This window comes from Allobosea sp. Leaf344, assembly GCF_001426225.1.
Taxonomy (GTDB): Bacteria; Pseudomonadota; Alphaproteobacteria; order Rhizobiales; family Beijerinckiaceae; genus Allobosea.
In genome coordinates, this window is the sequence record NZ_LMRT01000001.1 from 292,318 (window position 1) to 310,659 (window position 18,342).

Below are 18,342 nucleotides of genomic sequence, written 5' to 3' on the forward strand. Positions count from 1 at the left end.
CAGGCATGCGGACCCAGGTCGCGATCATCGGTTCCGGGCCGGCCGGGCTGCTGCTCGGCCAGCTGCTGCGCGAGGCCGGGGTCGACAGCGTCATCATCGAGCGCAAGAGCCGCGATTACGTGCTGGCGCGGATCCGCGCCGGGGTTCTCGAACAGGGCACGGTCGCGCTGCTGGACAAGGTCGGCGCCGGGGCGAGGCTGCATGCGGAGGGCCTGCCGCATGATGGGGTCGAGCTGCTGTTCGGCGCGCGCCGCCACCGCATCGACCTCGCCGGGCTGACCGGGCGGCATGTCACGGTCTATGGCCAGACCGAGGTAACGCGCGACCTGATGGAACTGAGGGCGGCGCAGGGCGGCAAGACCGTGTTTCAGGCGGACGAGGTGGCGCTGCATGATTTCGACGGCAGCCGGCCCTTCGTCACCTATCGCCATGGTGGCGTGGAGACCCGGCTCGACTGCGATTATATCGCCGGCTGCGACGGCTATCACGGCGTGTCGCGCGCCAGCATTCCCGCCCAGGCGATCCGCAGCTTCGAGCGCGTCTATCCCTTCGGCTGGCTCGGCATCCTGGCCGATGTGCCGCCGGTCTCGCATGAGCTGATCTATGCCGGCAGCGAGCGGGGCTTCGCGCTGTGCTCGATGCGCTCGGCTACGCGCAGCCGCTATTACATCCAATGCGCGCTCGACGAGCGGATCGAGGATTGGTCGGACCAGCGCTTCTGGGACGAGCTGCGGCTGCGGCTCGATCCGGCCTCCGCCGCCGCGCTGAAGACCGGTCCCTCGATCGAGAAATCGATCGCACCGCTGCGCTCCTTCGTCGCCGAGCCGATGCGCTTCGGGCGGCTGTTCCTCGCCGGGGACGCCGCCCATATCGTGCCGCCGACCGGTGCCAAGGGGCTCAACCTCGCCGCCGGCGACGTGCATTACCTGTCGGAGGCGCTGGCCGAGGCGGTGCTGGAAGGGTCGGCCGCCGGCATCGACGCCTATTCGCAGCGGGCGCTGGCCCGGGTCTGGAAGGCGGAGCGGTTTTCCTGGTGGCTGACCTCGCTGCTGCACCGCTTCCCCGAGCAGAGCCCGTTCGAGCAGCGCATGCAGCAGGCCGAGCTCGACTACCTCGTCTCCTCCCGGCACGCGATGGCGGCGCTGGCGGAGAATTATGTCGGGCTGCCGTATTGAGGGAGACGTGACGGCGTCACATCGCATCGACTATTTTCGCTCATCGAGGAGGAGGCGCCATGCGCGGCACGATCGAGCTCGAGGAGGATGATGAGGCTTTCGTGACAAGCCTTGTCGCGGTCGGGCGCTACGAATCCCCCGATGCGGTCATCCAGCAGGCCGTCAAGCTGGTGCGACTCAGGAAGAACGACGCGCCGAGTTGCATGCTGCGATCGCGCGCGGGGTCGCGGATGCCGATGCCGGCCGCGTCACGCCAGCCGAAGAGGTCTTCGCCAAGCTGATCGCAAAGTATCAATCGATGGCTCAGGCTCAAGAAAAACGGACCGCGCCCGGAGGCGCGGCCCGCTCGCAATACTGACCTCTGTTCACGCCAGCGTATAGGCCGTCTTCACCGTGGTGTAGAACTCCTTGGCGTAGGCGCCCTGCTCGCGCGGGCCGTAGCTCGAGCCTTTCCGGCCGCCGAAAGGCACGTGGTAGTCGACGCCCGCCGTGGCGAGGTTGACCATCACCATGCCGGCCTCGGCGTTGCGCTTGAAATGCGTCGCATGCTTCAGCGAGGTCGTGCAGATGCCGGAGGACAGGCCGAATTCGGTGTCGTTGGCGATGGCGAGCGCCTCGTCATAATCCTTGACGCGGATGATGTTGGCGACGGGGCCGAACACCTCCTCGCGGGAGATGCGCATGCTGTTCGTCGTCTCCGTGAACAGCGCCGGCTGGAGGTAGAAGCCGGGCGTCTCGCGGTTCAGCAACTCGCCGCCCCAGACCAGCTTGCCGCCCTCGTCCTTGGCGATCTGGATGTATTTCAGGTCCTGGTCGAGCTGGCTCTGGTCGACCACTGGGCCGATATGGGTGCCGGCCTTCAGCGCATCGTCGACGACGACGCCCTTCAGACGCTCGATGCAGGCCTCGACGAAGCGGTCATGGATGCCCTGCTGAACGATCAGCCGCGAGGAGGCGGTGCAGCGCTGCCCGGTCGAGAAGAAGGCGCCGGTGACGGCCGCCTCGACCGCGACCTTGAGATCGGCGTCGTCGAGCACGACGAGCGGGTTCTTGCCGCCCATTTCGAGCTGGACCTTCTTCATCGGCGAGGAGGCGATGCAGGCCTCCGCCACCTTGCGGCCGGTCGCGACCGAGCCGGTGAAGGAAATCGCGTGGACGTCCTTGTGCTGCAGCAGCGCCTGGCCGACCACGGAGCCGCGACCCATCACCAGATTGAGCACGCCCTTGGGCAGGCCGGCGCGCTGAATGATGTCGACCAGCGCCCAGGCCGAGCCGGGAACCAGATCGGCCGGCTTGATGACCACGCAGTTTCCGTAAGCGAGCGCAGGCGCGATCTTCCAGGCCGGGATCGCGATCGGGAAGTTCCACGGCGTGATCATGCCGACGATGCCGACGGGCTCGCGGGTCATCTCGACACCGACGCCCGGGCGCACGGAGGGCACGGTCTCGCCGGAGAGGCGCAGGCACTCGCCGGCGAAGAAGGCGAAGATCTGCCCGGCGCGGCCGGCCTCGCCGATGCCCTCGGCCAGGGTCTTGCCCTCCTCGCGGGACAACAGGCGGCCGAGTTCCTCCTTGCGGGCCAGGATCTCGTCGGAGGCCTTCTTCAGGATCTCGTAGCGCTCCTGCGGCCCGCTGCGGCTCCAGCCCGGAAAGGCCGCCTTGGCCGCGGCGACCGCGTTGTTCAAATCCTCGACCGCGCCCTGCGCATATTCGCCGACGACGTCATTGGTGTTGGAGGGGTTGATGTTGCGCGAGGCATTGCCGGCGCCGGCCCATTCGCCGGCGATCAGGTTCTTGAACATCTCGGTCATCGCGACCTCCCTTGATCTGTCTTTGATCGGGTGGTGTTAGCGTCTTCAGCACTGAATGGCCACTGCGCGGAGATCATGCGCGGCAAGACGGCACGGGTCGACGCGCGCCCCCCGGCTGCTTAGCTCAGAACTCGGCGTCGAGCTCCTCGACATCGTCGGGCTCGGCCTTGGCGTCGGCGATCCAGCGCTCGAGATCCGGCCATTGCGCGATCATCCGGCAATAGGCCCGGCTGGCCGCGTCGAGCGGCACGTCATAGGTCAGGAAGCGCATGCAGACGGGCGCATACATCGCATCGGCCATGCTGCGCTCGCCGAACAGATAGGGGCCGCCATAGCGGGTCAGGCAATCGCGCCAGATCTCGGTGACCCGGTCGATATCGGCCTGGGCGCCGGCCCAGATCTTGAAGCCGGGGTAATGGGCCTTCAGGTTCATCGGCAGGGCCGAGCGCAGATTGGCGAAGCCGGAATGCATCTCGCCCGAGACGGCGCGACAATGGGAGCGGGCCTTCCGCTCCAGCGGCAGCAGACCCGCCGCCGGATAGGTCTCGTCGAGATAGGCGGCGATCGCCAGCGTATCCCAGACCTCGACATCGCCGTCGATCAGGCACGGCACCAGGAAGGACGGCGACAGCAGCAGCAGCTCCGCCCGGGCCGAGGGATCATCCGACGCCAGCTGTCGCTCCTCCACCTCCAGCCCGGCCATGCGGCAGAGCAGCCAGCCGCGCAGCGACCAGGAGGAGTAGTTCTTGCTGCTGATCGTCAGGCTGGCCCGGGGCATGAGGTTCGATCCGATGAGAGGACCGAGCGTAGCAAGAGCTGTTCCACGAGCGATTTGTTCTAGAACAAACTTGCGTCAGCCCCGTATTGCGGTGCACCATGACGCAGGGGCGTGGCACGCGCCCGGATGATCGGTTGCCCGTGACGAGGCCGTCTCCCGATGCTTTACGCCGCCTATCAGGCCCAGTCCGACCTCATCAATCCCGCCCGCGTGCTGGCGCATGCGGCGCTTTCGGCGCTCGGCAGCCGCGCCATGAGCGGCCAGCCGCTCGATCTGCGCGCCACGGCGGCCGCCTGCGAGATGATCAGCCGCGCGAGGCTGACGCATGAGCGGCCGGATTACCGGATCAGGACCGCGCCCGACGGCGATGGCGAGATCGCGGTCGGCGAGGAGGTGGCGCTCGCCGGTGCCTTCGGCGATCTGCTGCGCTTCCGCAAGGAGGCGCAGTCGGCCCAGGCCAAGGTGCTGGTGGTGGCGCCGCTGTCGGGCCATTTCTCGACGCTGCTGCGCGGCACGGTGGCGACGCTGCTGCGCGACCACGACGTCTACATCACCGACTGGCACAATGCGCGCGACGTCAGCCTGGAGGCGGGCGGCTTCGGCTATGATGATTATGTCGACACGCTGATCGCCTTCATCGAGGCGCTGGGGCCGGAGACGCATGTCGTCGCGGTGTGCCAGCCCTGCGTCCAGGTGCTCACCGCCGTGGCGGTGATGGCGCAGGCCGGGCATCCCGACCAGCCGCGCAGCATGACTCTGATGGCGGGGCCGGTCGATACGCGCATCAACCCCACGGCGGTCAACAGGCTGGCGGTGGCCAAGCCGATCGACTGGTTCCGGGAGAGGCTGATCGCCACGGTGCCGCGCCGCTATGCCGGGGCCGGACGGGAGGTCTATCCCGGCTTCGTCCAGCTCAACGCCTTCGTGGCGATGAACCTGACCCGGCATGTCCATGCCCATATCGACCTGTTCACCTGCCTCGCCACCGGCGACGACGAGCAGGCCGCGATCATCAAGAGCTTCTATGACGAGTATTTCGCCGTGCTCGACCTGCCGGCCGAGTTCTACCTGGAAACCGTGCAATGGATCTTCCAGGAGGCGCGGCTCGCCGCCGGGACGCTGCGCTATCGCGGCGAGACGGTCGATTGCAGGGCGATCCGGCGGACCGCCCTGCTCACCGTCGAGGGCGAGCGCGACGACATCTGCGCGCTCGGGCAGACGGCGGCGGCTCACGATCTCTGCAGCGGGTTGAAGCCGTTCCGCAAGAGACACCACATGCAGGCCGGCGTCGGCCATTACGGGGTGTTCTCGGGCCGGAAATGGGACGGGCAGGTCTATCCGATCGTCCGCAACATGATCCTCGCCAACAGCTGAGGCTCAGTTTTCCTTGATGGAGAGGCCGTTCTTGCCGACCGAGATTTCGACGCCCTCGGGCTGCTTCTTCTCTTCATAGAGCGCATAGCCGGTCACGGCGAGGCCGCCGACGAGAAGGATGACGAGGCCGACAAGGAGGTTGCGGGACGCGAGCATGGGATGTCCTGAGATGCCGTCGCGTCAGGCGCGACGCGCAGACAACGCAGTCCCCGCCCAGCGGTTCCGCTGCGGTGCATCATTCTGCTGCGACGCCGAACCAGCGTGTCGCGATATAGAGCCCGCCGGCGGCGCTGACGGCGGTCAGGACCGTGCCCCAGGCCAGATCGGTCAGCGCCACCGAGACCGGAAACCCGCGCAGCGTCGAGAGATTGGTGATGTCGTAGGTGCCATAGGCGAGGACGCCGAGCCCTGCCCCCGCCAGCAGCGCGGCGAGAACGCTGCCGCTCGCCAGATTGGGGAGGATCGCGAACCAGGCGATGCCGGCGACATAGACGAGGTAGAACAACGCGGCGATGCCGAGCCGCGGCTCGGGCAGCAGCAGATCCCCCATGCGGGCGACATAGAATTCGCGGGCCACATATTTCAGCCAGAGCAGGTCGAGCGGGAACAGGATCAGCGCCGTCGCAGCGTAGATCAGCAGGAAACGCGTCATGCGGGCTCGTCCTTCGGCTCCGGCGGCACGGAACCGCCCAGCCTGTCTACGTGGCCCTGCTCGTCCCGGATCTCCTGGCTGACCATGCTGCGGCCGAGCCAGGCGACGGAGAGGCTGGCCCAGGTCATTCCGAGCAGCCAGCCGGCCAAAACGTCCGTCGGCCAGTGCACGCCGAGATAGACCCGGCTCGCCCCGATCAGGACGATGACGCTCCAGGCTATCACGTAGCAGAGCCTGGTGATGTGCCGGCGCTTCACCGCCAGGCCGACGAAACCCGCGATGCAGAGCAGCGTCACCGCCGAGAGAAAGGCGTGCCCGCTCGGGAAGCTCGCGGTGAAGGTCAGCGCGGCATGCTCCACGATGTCCGGCCGCTCGCGGCCGATCAGGATCTTCAGCCAGGTGCTGGCCAGGGTCGCCGCCAGCACGCTGACCAGCAGCCCGACCGCCAGGCGCGGATGGCGGCATTGCCACAGCACGAGGCTCGCGGTGATCATCATCAGCCCCAGCCCGGTGAAGCTGCCGAGCGCCGTGACGTCCCGCACCGCCTCCCGCAGCCAGAGCGGGCCGATCGGCATGGAGGGATTGCCGGTCTCGCGCAGCATCAGCACGAGCCCGGTGTCGAAGGCGAAGCTGTTGCCGGTGGCGATGAAGATCGCCAGGCCGAGAAATCCGCAGGCCGCGGCGAGCGGCAGGAGAAAGCGTCGCGAGGCCATGGCTAGAGGTTAGGCTCCCGGGCGGCGATGACCGTCACGGCGCGGGGCAGCAGCCGGTAGGAGAGCGCCCCGCCGCGGCGCTCGACCTCGCCGTCGAAGGTGATGTGCCCGCGGCGCTTGTCGCGCCGGCGCAAGGTCACCTCCGGCGTGGTGAAGGAGACGAGCTCGGGCGAGTCGCGCCAGCCGCCGGTCACCACCGAAAGCGCGGCCTTGCAGCGCGACCAGAGCCCGCCGGCATTGAGGATGTGGACTTCGAAGACCCCGCCGGCGAGATCGCTGCGCCGCCATTCAGCGCCGTCGAAGCTGTTGATGGTGACGAGGACGGCGTCGGCCTCGACCTGGCGGCGCTCATCCTCCACCAGGATCTCGACGGTGATCGCGCGGGTGAACAGGATCGAGCGCACGCTGGCGACCAGGAACGCCGCGGCCCGGCTGAAGGGGAAGCGCCGGCGGGCATGCTCCCGCTCGCGTGCCATCAGGCTGAAGAAGCCCATGCCGGACAGGGAGTGGAACATCTGGTCATTGACCCGGCCGATATCCAGCTCGACCGGACGGCCGGTGCAGAGCGCCTCGATCTGCCGCTCCAGCGTGCCGTAGAGCCCGAGATCGCGGCCGAGCACGTTGACCGTTCCCAGCGGGAGGATGCCGACCGGGCGGTGCGCCTCGAGCAGGATGGGCAGGACGCCGTTGATCGTGCCGTCGCCGCCGGCGATGACGGGGACGGCGTCCTGATCGGCGATGGCCAGCGCCAGGGCCGAGTGCAGCTCCTTGGGGCTGACCAGCCTTACGTCTGCGGTGCAACCATGGCTGGCGAAAGCCTCGGCCACCCGGGTCGCGAAGGCGGCCTGCCCGAGCTCCAGCACGGTTCCGGCACGCGCATTGACGACGATGACGTGGCGCATTTTGTGGTGCCGAACTCGCTTGTAAGCATTGAAATCAGGATAGAGCCATCTGACGCGGCCAGCTTGAAGCCTGCATCGCAATATTAGCAGGATGCGTGGCGGTTTCGATCTCCTCCGTCACCACCTCGAAGGCGCCGAGCTGGTGCGGACCGAAGGACGAGACCATCGCCACATCGGTCGCGTCGCGCCCGCGCGCGATCACGATGCGTCCGATGCGCGGCGTATTGTGACGCGCGTCGAACGTGTACCAGCGGCGGCCGAGATAAACCTCGAACCAAGCGTTGAAATCCATCGGCGCCGGGTTGGGCGGAACGCCGATATCGCCGAGATAGCCGTTGCAGTAGCGCGCCGGGATGTTCATGCAGCGGCAGAGCGCCACGGCGAGATGCGCGAAGTCGCGGCAGACGCCGACGCGTTCCTCGAAGGCCTCGGCGGCGGTGCGGGTGCTGCGCGCGAAATGATAGCCGAAGGTCAGGTGGTTGTGGACGAAGTCGACGATCGCCTGGACGCGCTTCCAGCCCGGCTCGATCTGGCCGAACAGGTTCCAGGCGGTGCCCGACAGCTTGTCCGTTTCGCAATAGCGGCTGCCGAGGAGGTAGACCAGCGCCTCGTTTGGCAGCTGCGAGGGCGGCACCTCCCGCGCCTCGGGGGCGACCGGATCGGGCTCGCCGCTGTCATGGGCGACGCCTTCCGACTGCAGCAGCACGCCGCCCGCCGGAGCGAGGATGCGGCGGCAGATATTGCCGAACTGGTCGAGATACTGGTCGACCTGCACGGGGCGCGCGGGATCACGCAGGGATTTCACCAGCATCTCGTCCGGCCGCACCAGATCGAGCCGGCGCGAGGGGTGAACATCGAGCAGGGTGACCATCGGCAGTTCCTGCTGGCAATGGATCTCGATGCGGTAGCCGTAGCGGATCTGCATGGATGTTCTCCCGGACCAGTCGCTCCCTTCAGCGGGCGACCATGAGATTTCGCCCGTCTGGGCATTTAGGCGGTGAAATCGAGGCGCGTTCGCGACGTCCTTCACAAAAAGAAGATGCGGGCCTTTTGGGCCCGCATCTCGCCGTCACGACGATTCGGCTGGGGGGATAGCAACCGCCGCGACCTGCTTCGGGCACGGCCTCACATCCAATAGGGCATCGTGCCGTAATAATCGTGGACGCGCGTGCCGTAGCCGCGATCGTTCCAGTCTGGCTCGCCGGCGCTGTCATACATCGGCGCCGCCTCGAGCTTGTCCTTGGTCAGCGGCACGACATAGCCACCGCGCTGGGTGTCGTAGTCGAGCACGCTCCACGGCACCGGATGGTATTTTTCGCCGATGCCGAGAAAGCCACCGAACGACATGATGGCGTAGGCGACCTTGCCGGTGCGCTTGTCGAGCATCACGTCGTAGATTTCGCCAAGATGCTCGCCGGCGGTGTTGTAGACGTCCGTTCCGGCCACACGCGCCCCGGCGATCAGCGGGTTCGGCGAGCTGGTCATGGTCTGACCCGTCATGGTCTGAGCTGTCATAGCGGTCTCCTCATGAGGCGGCGTTTCCACCGCCTGGTCCCCGATCAACGTGATGCCGCTCGCAAGGTTCCGCGGAAAACGCGCGGTCCGAGTGCCGCAGCGATCATGACGGGGACGCGGCGCGGGGATGCCTCGCGGTCGCCTTCGGCACGGCGCCGGAACTTTCGCGACGGCAAGCTGTTTACCGGCACACGCGGCTGCGGCCGACGGGTCAATTGCCAAGGAGAGTAGCAATGAAGAAGTTCATCATCGTCGCCGCAATGGCCGCCTCGCTCGGCGCCTGCACCCAGCGCGAACAGAATGCCGGCACCGGGGCGCTGATCGGCGCCGGCACGGGCGCCGTGATCGGCGGCCTCGCCACCGGACGCGCCGGCGGTGCTCTGGCTGGTGCTGCGATCGGCGGCGCCGGCGGCGCGATCATCGGCTCGGCCGCGACGCCCGACCGGATCTGCTACGGCCGCGACGAATATGGCCGCCGCGTTCGCTACTCCTGCTGATCGACACCCGATCGGTGGATGAAAGAGCCCGTCTTCCGCAAGGAGGGCGGGCTTTTTTCATGAGTGAGCCCTATGCCGGTCCGTCGCGCGCGCAGCGGCGCCGCCGGCTCAGACCTCGCCATAGGGCCCGAAGCGCCCGACGAAGCGATGTTCGGCACCGGGATAGAGCAGCCGCACGGCGGTAACCGGGTCCTGCTGGTTCCAGGTGCGCCGCTCGATCAGCAGGCAGGGCGTCCCCGCCGGAATGGCCAGGCGCTGCGCATCCGGCGCCTCGGCCGCCACCGCGCTGATCGCGTGCTCGGCCTGCGACCACAGACTGTTCTGCAGCAGCCAGTCGCCCGGCGGGACCGCGCCGAAATCCTGTCCGCCCGCGGCGGGCACGCTGGCGAGATGGATGACGCGCTCCTCCAGCACATGCGGCTGGCCGTCGCTGAAATGCAGGGTCACGAGATGGCAGACCTGATCCGAGCGCGCCAGGCCGAAGCGCGCCGCGACCTCCGCCGTCGCCTTGCCGTCGCGTCGCGACAGGATCCGGTAGCTGTGGCTCTTGCCGCGCTTGCGCACCTCCTCCGGGATCGAGAGGATGTTGAGCATGGCATAGGTGGTCGGGGGGCTCGCGACGATGGTGCCCGAGCGCCGGCGGCGGGTGATGAGGCCCTCCCGCGCGAGCTGCACCAGCGCGCGATGGACCGTCATGCGCGACGCGCCGAGCTGCTCCATCAGCGCATGCTCCGGCGGCACGGACGTCCCCGGCGGCCAGGCGCCGCCGAGGATGAGATCGCGGATCGCCCGGCGGATCTGGTCATAGAGCGGCCCTGCCCCGTCGAGGCGGACATCGCCGAGATTGGTTTCGCCTGTCGCCATCGCCCTCAGCACGGTTCGACCATCACCGCCTCATGACAGCAGCTTGCGCATCACCGTCGCGAAACGGCCGCGCACGGCCTCGCGGCGATGATGGCGGCCCTCGCCGACCAGCTTGCGCCCGCCGATGAAGACAGTGCTCAGCGGTAGTGCATTGCCGGCAAAGACCGCGCTGTCCAGCGCGATCTCGCCGCTCTTGCCGAGCAGCGCCGGATGGTCGGGATCGAGCGTCACCAGATCGGCGCGGCAGCCGGGCGCGATCCGCCCGATGGCGCGGCCGCAGGCCTGGGCGCCGCCTGCGCAGGCCTGCTGCCAGAGCGCGACGCCGGTCGATGTGCCGGGCGGGGCCAGCAGCGCCCGGCCGCGATCGCGCAGGCGCTGCGAATACTCCAGCTGGCGCAGTTCGGAGCCGGCGTCGATCTGGATGTTGGAATCGCTGCCGATGCCGAAGCGTCCCGCCGCCTCGCGATAGCGCACGCCGTCGAAGATCCCGTCGCCGAGGCTGGATTCGGTGATCGGGCACAGGCCCGCGACCGCGCCGCTGCGGGCGATCGCGTCCCGCTCCTCGCCGCTCAGATGGGTCGCGTGGATCAGGCACCAGCGCTGGTCCAGCGCGACATGGTCCAGCAGCAGTTCGACGGGCCTGCGCCCGGTCAGCGCCCGGCTGTCCTCGACCTCGCGCAGCTGCTCGGCCACATGGATATGCAGCGGACAGTCCGGGTCGAGGCCGGCGAGCCAGGCGAGATCCTCGGTCGCGACCGCGCGCAGCGAATGCGGCGCGAGCCCGAGCCGGGCATCGTCCAGCGGAGCGATCGCCAGGCGGCTCGCCTCGACGAGCCGCTGATAGCCATCGCGATCGTTGAGGAAGCGGCGCTGGCCCTGGGCGGGGGCCGCCTGTCCGAAATTGCCGAAGCGGTAGAGCACCGGCAGCAGGGTCAGCCCCAGCCCGGTTTCCGCGGCGGCACTGGCGATGGCCTGCGCCATGGCGGCCCGCTCCGCATAGGGCCGCCCCTGCGGATCGTGATGCAGGTAATGAAACTCGGCGAGTGCGGTGAAACCACCCTCGATCATCTCGACGAAGGCCTGCGCGGCTAGCGCCTGCACATCTTCCGGGTCCAGCCGATCCAGGAAGCGATACATCACCTCACGCCAGGTCCAGAAGGAATCGGTGCCCTCGCCGCGGCGCTCGGCCAGCCCGGCCATGCCGCGCTGGAAGGCATGGCTGTGCAGGTTCGGCATGCCGGGCAGCGTCAGGCCGCGCAGCCGCTCCGCGCCGGGCGCCGGCGCGGCGTCCGTGGCGAGATCGGTGATGATCCCGCCCGCGATCCGCAGGGTGACGTCTCTCCGGATCCCGTCCGGCAGCAGCGCCTCGTCGAGATGAAGTGTCAGCTCCCCGGGAGAGGCCATCCGCAACCCCTTGTCATTTGCATATGCAATTGGCTAGCATAGTCGCGGCTCCGGGATTGTCGAGAGGAAAGCGGCGTGGCGGAAGAGCGGGACGGGCCATTGGTCTGCGACAGGCTGTGGACGCAGGCGCGGCTGGCGACGATGGCCGCCGATGCGGCGGCGCCCTATGGCGCGATCGAAGACGGCGTCGTCGCCTGCCGCGGCGGGCGGATCCTCTATGCCGGGCCGCGCAGCGAAGCCCCGGCCTTCGACGCCGTGGAGACCATCGCCTGCGACGGACGCTGGATCACGCCGGGGCTGATCGACTGCCACACCCATCTCGTCTATGGCGGCGACCGCGCCCATGAATTCGAGCTTCGCCTGAACGGCGCGAGCTATGAGGAGATCGCGCGCGCCGGGGGCGGGATCCTCTCCACCGTCGCTGCGACGCGGGCGGCGAGCCAGGACGCCCTCTTCGCCAGCGCCGACCGCCGCCTCGCCGCGCTGATGGCGGAGGGGGTCACCACCGTCGAGATCAAATCCGGCTACGGGCTGGCGCGGGAGGCGGAGGTCAAGCAGCTCGAAGTGGCGCGGCGCATCGGGCGGGACCGGCCGGTCCGGGTCCGCACCACCTTCCTCGGGGCGCATGCGACGCCGCCTGAATTCAAGGGCCGCTCGGGCGAGTATATCGCCGAGGTCGCCGGGCCGATGCTGGACGAGATCGCGAAGAAGGGGCTGGCCGACGCGGTCGACGTGTTCTGCGAAGGCATCGCCTTCTCGCCGGAGGAGACGGCCCGCGTCTTCGCCGCGGCCAAAGCCAAGGGGCTCGCGGTCAAGATCCATGCCGAACAGCTCTCCAATCTCGGCGGAGCGGCGCTGGCCGCCGAACATGGCGCGCTCTCGGCCGATCATCTCGAATATCTCGACGAGGCCGGCGTGCTGGCCATGGCCGAGGCCGGGACGGTGGCCGTCATCCTGCCCGGCGCCTTCTATTTCCTGCGCGAGACGCAGATGCCGCCGATCGCTTTGCTGCGCCGCCATGGCGTGCCGATCGCGCTCGCGACGGACGCCAATCCCGGCTCCTCGCCGCTGACCTCGCCTCTGCTTGTGATGAACATGGCCTGCACGCTCTTTCGCCTGACGCCGGAGGAGGCGCTGGCGGGGCTGACGCGCCATGCCGCGCAGGCGCTGGGCCTCGGCGCCGAGATCGGCACGCTGGAGCGGGGCAAGGCCTGCGACCTCGCGATCTGGGAGATCGAGCGGCCGGCGGAGCTCGCCTACCGCATCGGCTTCAACCCGCTTCACACCCGCATCTGGAACGGCACATGACGGCGATCCCCCTGACACCCGGTGCAGCCGACCTGCTCGATTGGCGCGCGATCCTGAACGGCGCCAGCGTGACCCTCGATGCCGACAGCCGGGAGATCGCACAGGCGCAGCGGATCGTCGACGACATCGTCGCCGCCGGCACCGTGACCTATGGCGTCAATACCGGCTTCGGCAAGCTCGCCAGCGTGCGCATCGCCGATGCCGATCTGGCGACGCTGCAACGCAATCTCATCCTGTCCCATGCTGTCGGCACCGGCTCGGCGCTGCCCGACGGGGTGGTGCGGCTGATCCTGGCGATGAAGGCGGCGAGCCTGGCGCGCGGCGCCTCCGGCGTGCGCCCGGAGGTGGTGCGCGCGCTCGTCGGAGCGCTGAGCGCCGACGCGCTGCCGGTGATCCCGGCCAAGGGCTCGGTCGGAGCCTCGGGCGATCTCGCGCCGCTCGCCCATCTGACCGCGGCGCTGATGGGGGTCGGCGAGATCAGGCTGAAAGGCGAGACAAGGCCCGCAGGCGCTGCGCTGGCCGCGATCGGCCAGGCGCCGCTGTCGCTCGGCGCCAAGGAAGGCCTCGCCTTGATCAACGGCACCCAGGTCTCGACCGCTCTGGCGCTGGCCGGTCTCGCCGAGATCGCCCGCGTGTTCGACGCGGCGCTTGTGGCCGGCGCGCTCTCCGTCGATGCGCTGAAGGGCTCCGACACGCCCTTCGATCCGCGCATCCAGACCCTGCGGGGACAGCCGGGCCAGATCCGCGTCGCGGCGATCCTGCGCGAGCTGATCGCGCATAGCGAGATCCGCGACAGCCATCGCTTCGGCGACAGCAAGGTGCAGGACCCCTATTCGCTGCGCTGCCAGCCGCAGGTGATGGGCGCGGTGCGGGATCTCCTCGCAAACGCCGCCACGACCCTGCGGATCGAGGCCAATGCGGTGACCGACAATCCGCTGGTGCTGGGCCCGAGCGAGATCGTCTCGGGCGGGAATTTCCATGCCGAGCCGGTCGCCTTCGCGGCGGACATGCTGGCGATCGGCCTGTGCGAGATCGGCAATCTGTCGGAGCGGCGCATGGCCCTGCTGGTCGACCCGGTGATGAGCGGGCTGCCGCCCTTCCTGGCCCGCGATGCCGGGCTCAATTCCGGCTTCATGATCGCCCAGGTCACGGCTGCCGCCCTGGCCTCCGAGAACAAGCAGAAGGCCTATCCGGCCTCGGTCGACACGATCCCCACCTCGGCGAACCAGGAGGACCATGTCTCGATGGCGACGCATGGCGCCTATCGCCTGCTGGACATGGCCCGCAACGCCGCCAGCATCGTCGCGGTGGAGCTGATGGCGGCCGCGGAAGCGATCGAGCATCACCGCCCCCTGAAGACCAGCCCCCTGCTGGAGCCGGTGCTGGCGCTGCTGCGCAGCCGCATCGCGCCGCTCACCGAGGATCGCTATCTCGCGCCCGACCTCGCGGCGGCGACCGAGCTGGTGCTGAGCGGGGCCGTCGGCCGCGCGGCCGGGCTCGATACCCTGGCGGAGTTCGGCGCGTGACGGCGCCAGACACCCTGCCGCACGCCCTGCCGGCGGCCGTCAGCGTCTCGCGGGGCTCCTCCCCGCTGATCCTGTCCATGCCGCATCCCGGCACCGGGTTGCCTACCGAGGTCGCGGCCGCCCTCACCCCACGCGGCCTGGCGCTCGAGGATACCGACTGGCACATGCGCCGTCTCTACGATTTTGCCGCGGGGTTCGCGCCGACGATCGTCGAGGCCGGGCTGTCGCGCTATGTGATCGACCTCAACCGCGACCCGTCCGGCGCCTCGCTCTATCCCGGCCAGGCGACGACTGAGCTGGTCCCGACGACGACCTTCGACGGCGCGCCGATCTGGACCGGGCCGCTGGCCGAGGAGGAGATCGCACGCCGGCGGGCCGCCTATTTCGAGCCCTATCATGCAGCCCTCGCGGCGGAGATCGAGCGCATCAGAGCGGAGCATGGCTGGTGCCTGCTCTGGGACTGCCACTCGATCAAATCGGTGATCCCGCGCCTGTTCGAGGGAACGCTGCCGACGCTCAATCTCGGCACCAATTCCGGCGCGAGCTGCGCCGGCCCGGTGGCCGCGGCGGCCGAACGGGCCATGGCCGCCACGGGGCTGAGCTGCGTCGCCAATGGCCGCTTCAAGGGCGGCTGGATCACGCGGCATTACGGCCGGCCGGAGCAGCATGTCCATGCGATCCAGATGGAGATCGCGCTGTCGGCCTATCTCGCGGCGGAAGCGCCGCCCTGGCGCTTCGACGCGGCGAGGGCGTCGACATTGCAGGCCGCCCTGTCCCGCATCATCGAAGCCGCGCTCGACGCCGCAGCCCTTCACGAACGGAGCCGTCCATGACCCGCATCGACAATAGCCGCGTCATCCGCAGCCCGCGCGGTAGCAGCCTCTCGGCCAAATCCTGGCTGACCGAGGCGCCCTTGCGCATGCTGATGAACAATCTCGATCCGGACGTGGCGGAAAAGCCCGGCGAACTCGTGGTCTATGGCGGCATCGGCCGCGCCGCCCGCAGCTGGGAGGATTTCGACAGGATCTGCGCCGCGCTGCGCTCGCTCGAGGCCGATGAGACGCTGCTGGTCCAGTCCGGCAAGCCAGCCGGCATCTTCAGGACCCATCCGGACGCGCCCCGCGTGCTGATCGCCAATTCGAATCTCGTCCCGGCCTATGCGAATTGGGAGCATTTCCACGAGCTCGATCGGCGCGGGCTGATGATGTACGGCCAGATGACGGCCGGCTCCTGGATCTATATCGGTACGCAGGGCATCGTTCAGGGCACCTACGAGACCTTCGTCGAGGTCGGCCGGCAGCATTATGGCGGCTCGCTCAAGGGCAAATGGATCCTGACCGGCGGCCTGGGCGGGATGGGGGGCGCGCAGCCCTTGGCCGCGACCATGGCCGGCGCCTCGATGATCGCGGTGGAGTGCAAGCCCTCCTCGATCGAGTTCAGGCTCCGCACCGGCTATCTCGACGAGAAGGCCGGCAGTATCGACGAGGCGCTGGCGATCGTCGAGGCCGCGCATGCGAAGGGCAAGCCGGTCTCCGTCGGCGTGCTCGGCAACGCGGCCGAGGTGTTCCCCGACATGGTCCGGCGCGGCATCAGGCCCGATGTCGTCACCGACCAGACCTCCGCCCATGACCCGCTGAACGGCTATCTCCCGGCCGGCTGGACGCTGGAAATGTGGGACGAGCGCCGCGAGCGCGATCCGGCCGGCACGATCGAGGCCGCCAAGCGCTCGATGGCCGATCACGTGCGCGCCATGCTGGACTTCCACCGCATGGGCGTGCCGACCCTGGATTACGGCAACAACATCCGCCAGATGGCGAAGGATATGGGGGTCGCCGACGCCTTCGATTTCCCCGGCTTCGTGCCCGCCTATATCCGCCCGCTCTTCTGCCGTGGCATCGGCCCGTTCCGCTGGGCGGCGCTGTCGGGGGATCCCGAGGACATCTACCGCACCGACCAGCGCGTGAAGGAGCTGATGCCGGACGATGCGCATCTGCATAATTGGCTCGACATGGCGCGCGAGCGAATCCAGTTCCAGGGGCTGCCGGCGCGCATCTGCTGGGTCGGGCTCGGCGATCGCCACCGGCTCGGCCTCGCCTTCAACGAGATGGTGGCCAAGGGCGAATTGAAGGCGCCGGTGGTGATCGGCCGCGACCATCTGGATGCGGGCTCCGTCGCCTCGCCCAACCGCGAGACCGAGGCGATGAAGGACGGTTCGGACGCCGTCTCGGACTGGCCGCTGCTCAATGCGCTGCTCAACACAGCGGGCGGCGCGACCTGGGTCTCGCTGCATCATGGCGGCGGCGTCGGCATGGGTTATTCCCAGCATTCCGGCGTCGTCATCGTCGCCGACGGCACGCCGGAAGCGGCGAGGCGGCTGGAGCGCGTGCTCTGGAACGACCCGGCGACCGGCGTGATGCGCCATGCCGACGCCGGCTACGACATCGCCAGGGATTGCGCCCGCGACAAGGGCCTGCGCCTGCCCGGTCTCGACATCGGCTGACGACGTGCAGCGCCCGGCGCCGCGCCGGGGACCGGATCGGCGGTCCGATCGGTCGGCGCTCGCGCCTGTCCGGCGCGATGCCTGGCATCGCCGCCGGGGCTCGTTCAGTCCCTGGCGGCGTTGAGGGCGATGGCGGGCGGCGGCGCGCCATTGCCGGCGACGACGACGAGACGCTTCACCTCGCCGCGCAAAAACGCCTTCAGGAAGCGGTCATAGTCGCGGATCGAGACGCAGCCATTGGAATCGCCGCGCGGGCCGAGCAGATAGGGATGCAGCAGCAGACCGGCGCGGCCATAGATCGCGCCGCTGCCGCCGACGGGATGTAGGCGGACGGCGCGGTGGCCGTGAAACAGCGCCTCGCGCTCGGTCAGATTATAGACATGCGGCGGCGTCGCGCCATGCATGCGGACATGGACGTAGCGGGGGTCGTCCATCTTGTCGCCGAGGCCGGAATGCGCCTCGAGCCGCTCGCCATTCGGCATGTAGAGCGTGCGGGCGCTGATGTCGTAGACCGCCGTGGCGGCGGCCGTGGTCGGCGGCGGGGTGATCAGCGGGCTCAGCCTGGTGCCGCGGCCGCGATCGACGACATCATCCTGTGGCGCCGCATAGGCCAGCGCCGTTCCCGGCTGCTGCTGCGGCATGCCGAACAGCTTCTGGAAGAAGTTGCGGTTGTCCTCCGGCACGGGCGCGACGGCAGCGGCGCGGCCGCGGCGCGCGGGCGCACCGGTCGCGACGCGCGGCTCGGCAGCCTCCAGCGGACGCAATCCCGCCGGGCGGGGGATCGGCAGCGGCGCGATGGCGGTCTGCGGCCCCTGCGGCAAGGCGGGCTGGGCGGTGGCGGCCAGCGGCGCGGCCGGGAGCGGCGGCAGCGGCAGCACGGCGACATTGTCGGGGCGATCGGCGGAGGCGGCCGCGGCTTGCTCGGGTTTCGGCGGGGTCGCCTGCGGGCGCCATGCCGCCAGAGGGCCGTTCGCGCCGAAGCCGAGCGGTGCTTGGCCGAGCGAATGCGCCGGGTTCAGGAGAGCGCTGTGCGGGTTCGCGGCGGGCTGGGCCGTGGCGACGGTCGCGGAGGGTTCGGCTGCCGGCAGCCAGCGGCTGGCCGCGGCGAAACCCGCCAATGCCGTGACCAGGAGGCCTATCGCGAAGAGGGGCGTCTTCCGTCTGCGCCGGCGGCGCAGGCGCAGTTGCGGCTCCCCATACGGGTCGCTGTCGATCCGGTCACTCATGCCATACCCACGCTACGCAACACCGCCGCTTATCCCGGCCTCGGCCGGGCGGAGCGGCGAACTCTGTCGCCATCCATTGGGGCAGTGCTTGGTTAAC

19 protein-coding genes are annotated in these 18,342 nt (G+C 69.1%); 8 read left to right on the forward strand and 11 right to left on the reverse strand.

Going from position 1 to position 18,342, the window contains the following annotated elements:
• Positions 1-5 precede the first annotated feature (5 nt).
• Positions 6-1,175 (forward strand): 4-hydroxybenzoate 3-monooxygenase, encoded by a 1,170-nt coding sequence (gene pobA, locus ASG72_RS01330; protein ID WP_056707895.1) that lies wholly within the window; start codon positions 6-8, stop codon positions 1,173-1,175.
• Positions 1,176-1,234: 59 nt separating this feature from the next.
• Complete coding sequence (locus ASG72_RS01335) at positions 1,235-1,456, forward strand: hypothetical protein (protein ID WP_056707897.1); 222 nt, start codon at positions 1,235-1,237, stop codon at positions 1,454-1,456.
• Positions 1,457-1,540: 84 nt separating this feature from the next.
• Here ASG72_RS01335 and ASG72_RS01340 read toward each other — a convergent pair whose 3' ends face one another.
• A complete protein-coding gene (locus tag ASG72_RS01340) occupies positions 1,541-2,986 on the reverse strand; it encodes an aldehyde dehydrogenase family protein (protein ID WP_056707901.1) in 1,446 nt (481 codons plus the stop codon).
• 124 nt (positions 2,987-3,110) lie between these two features.
• The gene (locus ASG72_RS01345) at positions 3,111-3,764 is read right to left on the reverse strand and encodes a glutathione S-transferase family protein (RefSeq protein ID WP_056707903.1); all 654 of its coding nucleotides are present in this window, start codon (positions 3,762-3,764) and stop codon (positions 3,111-3,113) included.
• Positions 3,765-3,923: 159 nt separating this feature from the next.
• Here ASG72_RS01345 and phaZ point away from each other — a divergent pair, with 159 nt between their 5' ends.
• Positions 3,924-5,138 (forward strand): polyhydroxyalkanoate depolymerase, encoded by a 1,215-nt coding sequence (phaZ, locus tag ASG72_RS01350; protein WP_056707907.1) that lies wholly within the window; start codon positions 3,924-3,926, stop codon positions 5,136-5,138.
• Positions 5,139-5,141: 3 nt separating this feature from the next.
• Here phaZ and ASG72_RS21075 read toward each other — a convergent pair whose 3' ends face one another.
• From ASG72_RS21075 to ASG72_RS01375, 6 genes are all read right to left on the reverse strand, one after another.
• On the reverse strand, positions 5,142-5,294 hold the full coding sequence (locus tag ASG72_RS21075) for a hypothetical protein (RefSeq protein ID WP_200939870.1): 153 nt from the start codon (positions 5,292-5,294) through the stop codon (positions 5,142-5,144).
• A 79-nt stretch (positions 5,295-5,373) separates the two neighbouring features.
• Positions 5,374-5,790 (reverse strand): DUF2177 family protein, encoded by a 417-nt coding sequence (locus ASG72_RS01355; protein ID WP_056707911.1) that lies wholly within the window; start codon positions 5,788-5,790, stop codon positions 5,374-5,376.
• Entirely contained in the window at positions 5,787-6,503 is a 717-nt protein-coding gene (locus tag ASG72_RS01360; RefSeq protein ID WP_056707914.1) for a phosphatase PAP2 family protein, read from the reverse strand. Before ASG72_RS01360 ends, ASG72_RS01355 begins: the two co-directional genes overlap by 4 nt.
• Before the next feature lie 2 nt (positions 6,504-6,505).
• Entirely contained in the window at positions 6,506-7,405 is a 900-nt protein-coding gene (locus ASG72_RS01365; protein WP_056707917.1) for a diacylglycerol kinase family protein, read from the reverse strand.
• Between the two features lie 34 nt (positions 7,406-7,439).
• The gene (locus ASG72_RS01370; protein ID WP_056707920.1) at positions 7,440-8,330 is read right to left on the reverse strand and encodes a transglutaminase family protein; all 891 of its coding nucleotides are present in this window, start codon (positions 8,328-8,330) and stop codon (positions 7,440-7,442) included.
• A gap of 200 nt (positions 8,331-8,530) precedes the next feature.
• Positions 8,531-8,920: a PRC-barrel domain-containing protein gene (locus tag ASG72_RS01375; RefSeq protein ID WP_082540103.1), complete on the reverse strand. Its 390-nt coding sequence runs from the start codon at positions 8,918-8,920 to the stop codon at positions 8,531-8,533.
• Between the two features lie 233 nt (positions 8,921-9,153).
• Between ASG72_RS01375 and ASG72_RS01380 the strand changes: the two genes are divergently transcribed.
• Positions 9,154-9,417 (forward strand): glycine zipper domain-containing protein, encoded by a 264-nt coding sequence (locus ASG72_RS01380; RefSeq protein ID WP_056707927.1) that lies wholly within the window; start codon positions 9,154-9,156, stop codon positions 9,415-9,417.
• 108 nt (positions 9,418-9,525) lie between these two features.
• Here ASG72_RS01380 and hutC read toward each other — a convergent pair whose 3' ends face one another.
• Positions 9,526-10,281, reverse strand: a complete 756-nt coding sequence (gene hutC, locus ASG72_RS01385; protein ID WP_056707931.1) for a histidine utilization repressor — start codon at positions 10,279-10,281, stop codon at positions 9,526-9,528.
• 30 nt (positions 10,282-10,311) lie between these two features.
• Positions 10,312-11,685 (reverse strand): formimidoylglutamate deiminase, encoded by a 1,374-nt coding sequence (locus ASG72_RS01390; RefSeq protein WP_082539989.1) that lies wholly within the window; start codon positions 11,683-11,685, stop codon positions 10,312-10,314.
• A 141-nt stretch (positions 11,686-11,826) separates the two neighbouring features.
• On the opposite strand from ASG72_RS01390, the gene hutI reads away from it, so the two are divergent.
• Genes hutI through hutU form a run of 4 tightly spaced genes read left to right on the forward strand, consistent with a single transcriptional unit; the run spans position 11,827 to position 17,019 of the window.
• A complete protein-coding gene (hutI, locus tag ASG72_RS01395; RefSeq protein ID WP_056709858.1) occupies positions 11,827-12,993 on the forward strand; it encodes an imidazolonepropionase in 1,167 nt (388 codons plus the stop codon).
• Positions 12,990-14,519: a histidine ammonia-lyase gene (hutH, locus tag ASG72_RS01400; protein WP_056707933.1), complete on the forward strand. Its 1,530-nt coding sequence runs from the start codon at positions 12,990-12,992 to the stop codon at positions 14,517-14,519. The genes hutI and hutH overlap by 4 nt, the downstream gene beginning before the upstream one ends.
• Positions 14,516-15,352 (forward strand): N-formylglutamate deformylase, encoded by an 837-nt coding sequence (hutG, locus tag ASG72_RS01405; RefSeq protein WP_280137731.1) that lies wholly within the window; start codon positions 14,516-14,518, stop codon positions 15,350-15,352. Before hutH ends, hutG begins: the two co-directional genes overlap by 4 nt.
• Positions 15,349-17,019, forward strand: a complete 1,671-nt coding sequence (gene hutU, locus ASG72_RS01410; protein WP_056707936.1) for a urocanate hydratase — start codon at positions 15,349-15,351, stop codon at positions 17,017-17,019. Before hutG ends, hutU begins: the two co-directional genes overlap by 4 nt.
• Before the next feature lie 104 nt (positions 17,020-17,123).
• Here the strand turns inward: hutU and ASG72_RS01415 are convergent, their stop codons facing one another.
• Positions 17,124-18,245, reverse strand: a complete 1,122-nt coding sequence (locus tag ASG72_RS01415; protein WP_082539991.1) for a DUF2778 domain-containing protein — start codon at positions 18,243-18,245, stop codon at positions 17,124-17,126.
• Positions 18,246-18,342 lie beyond the last annotated feature (97 nt).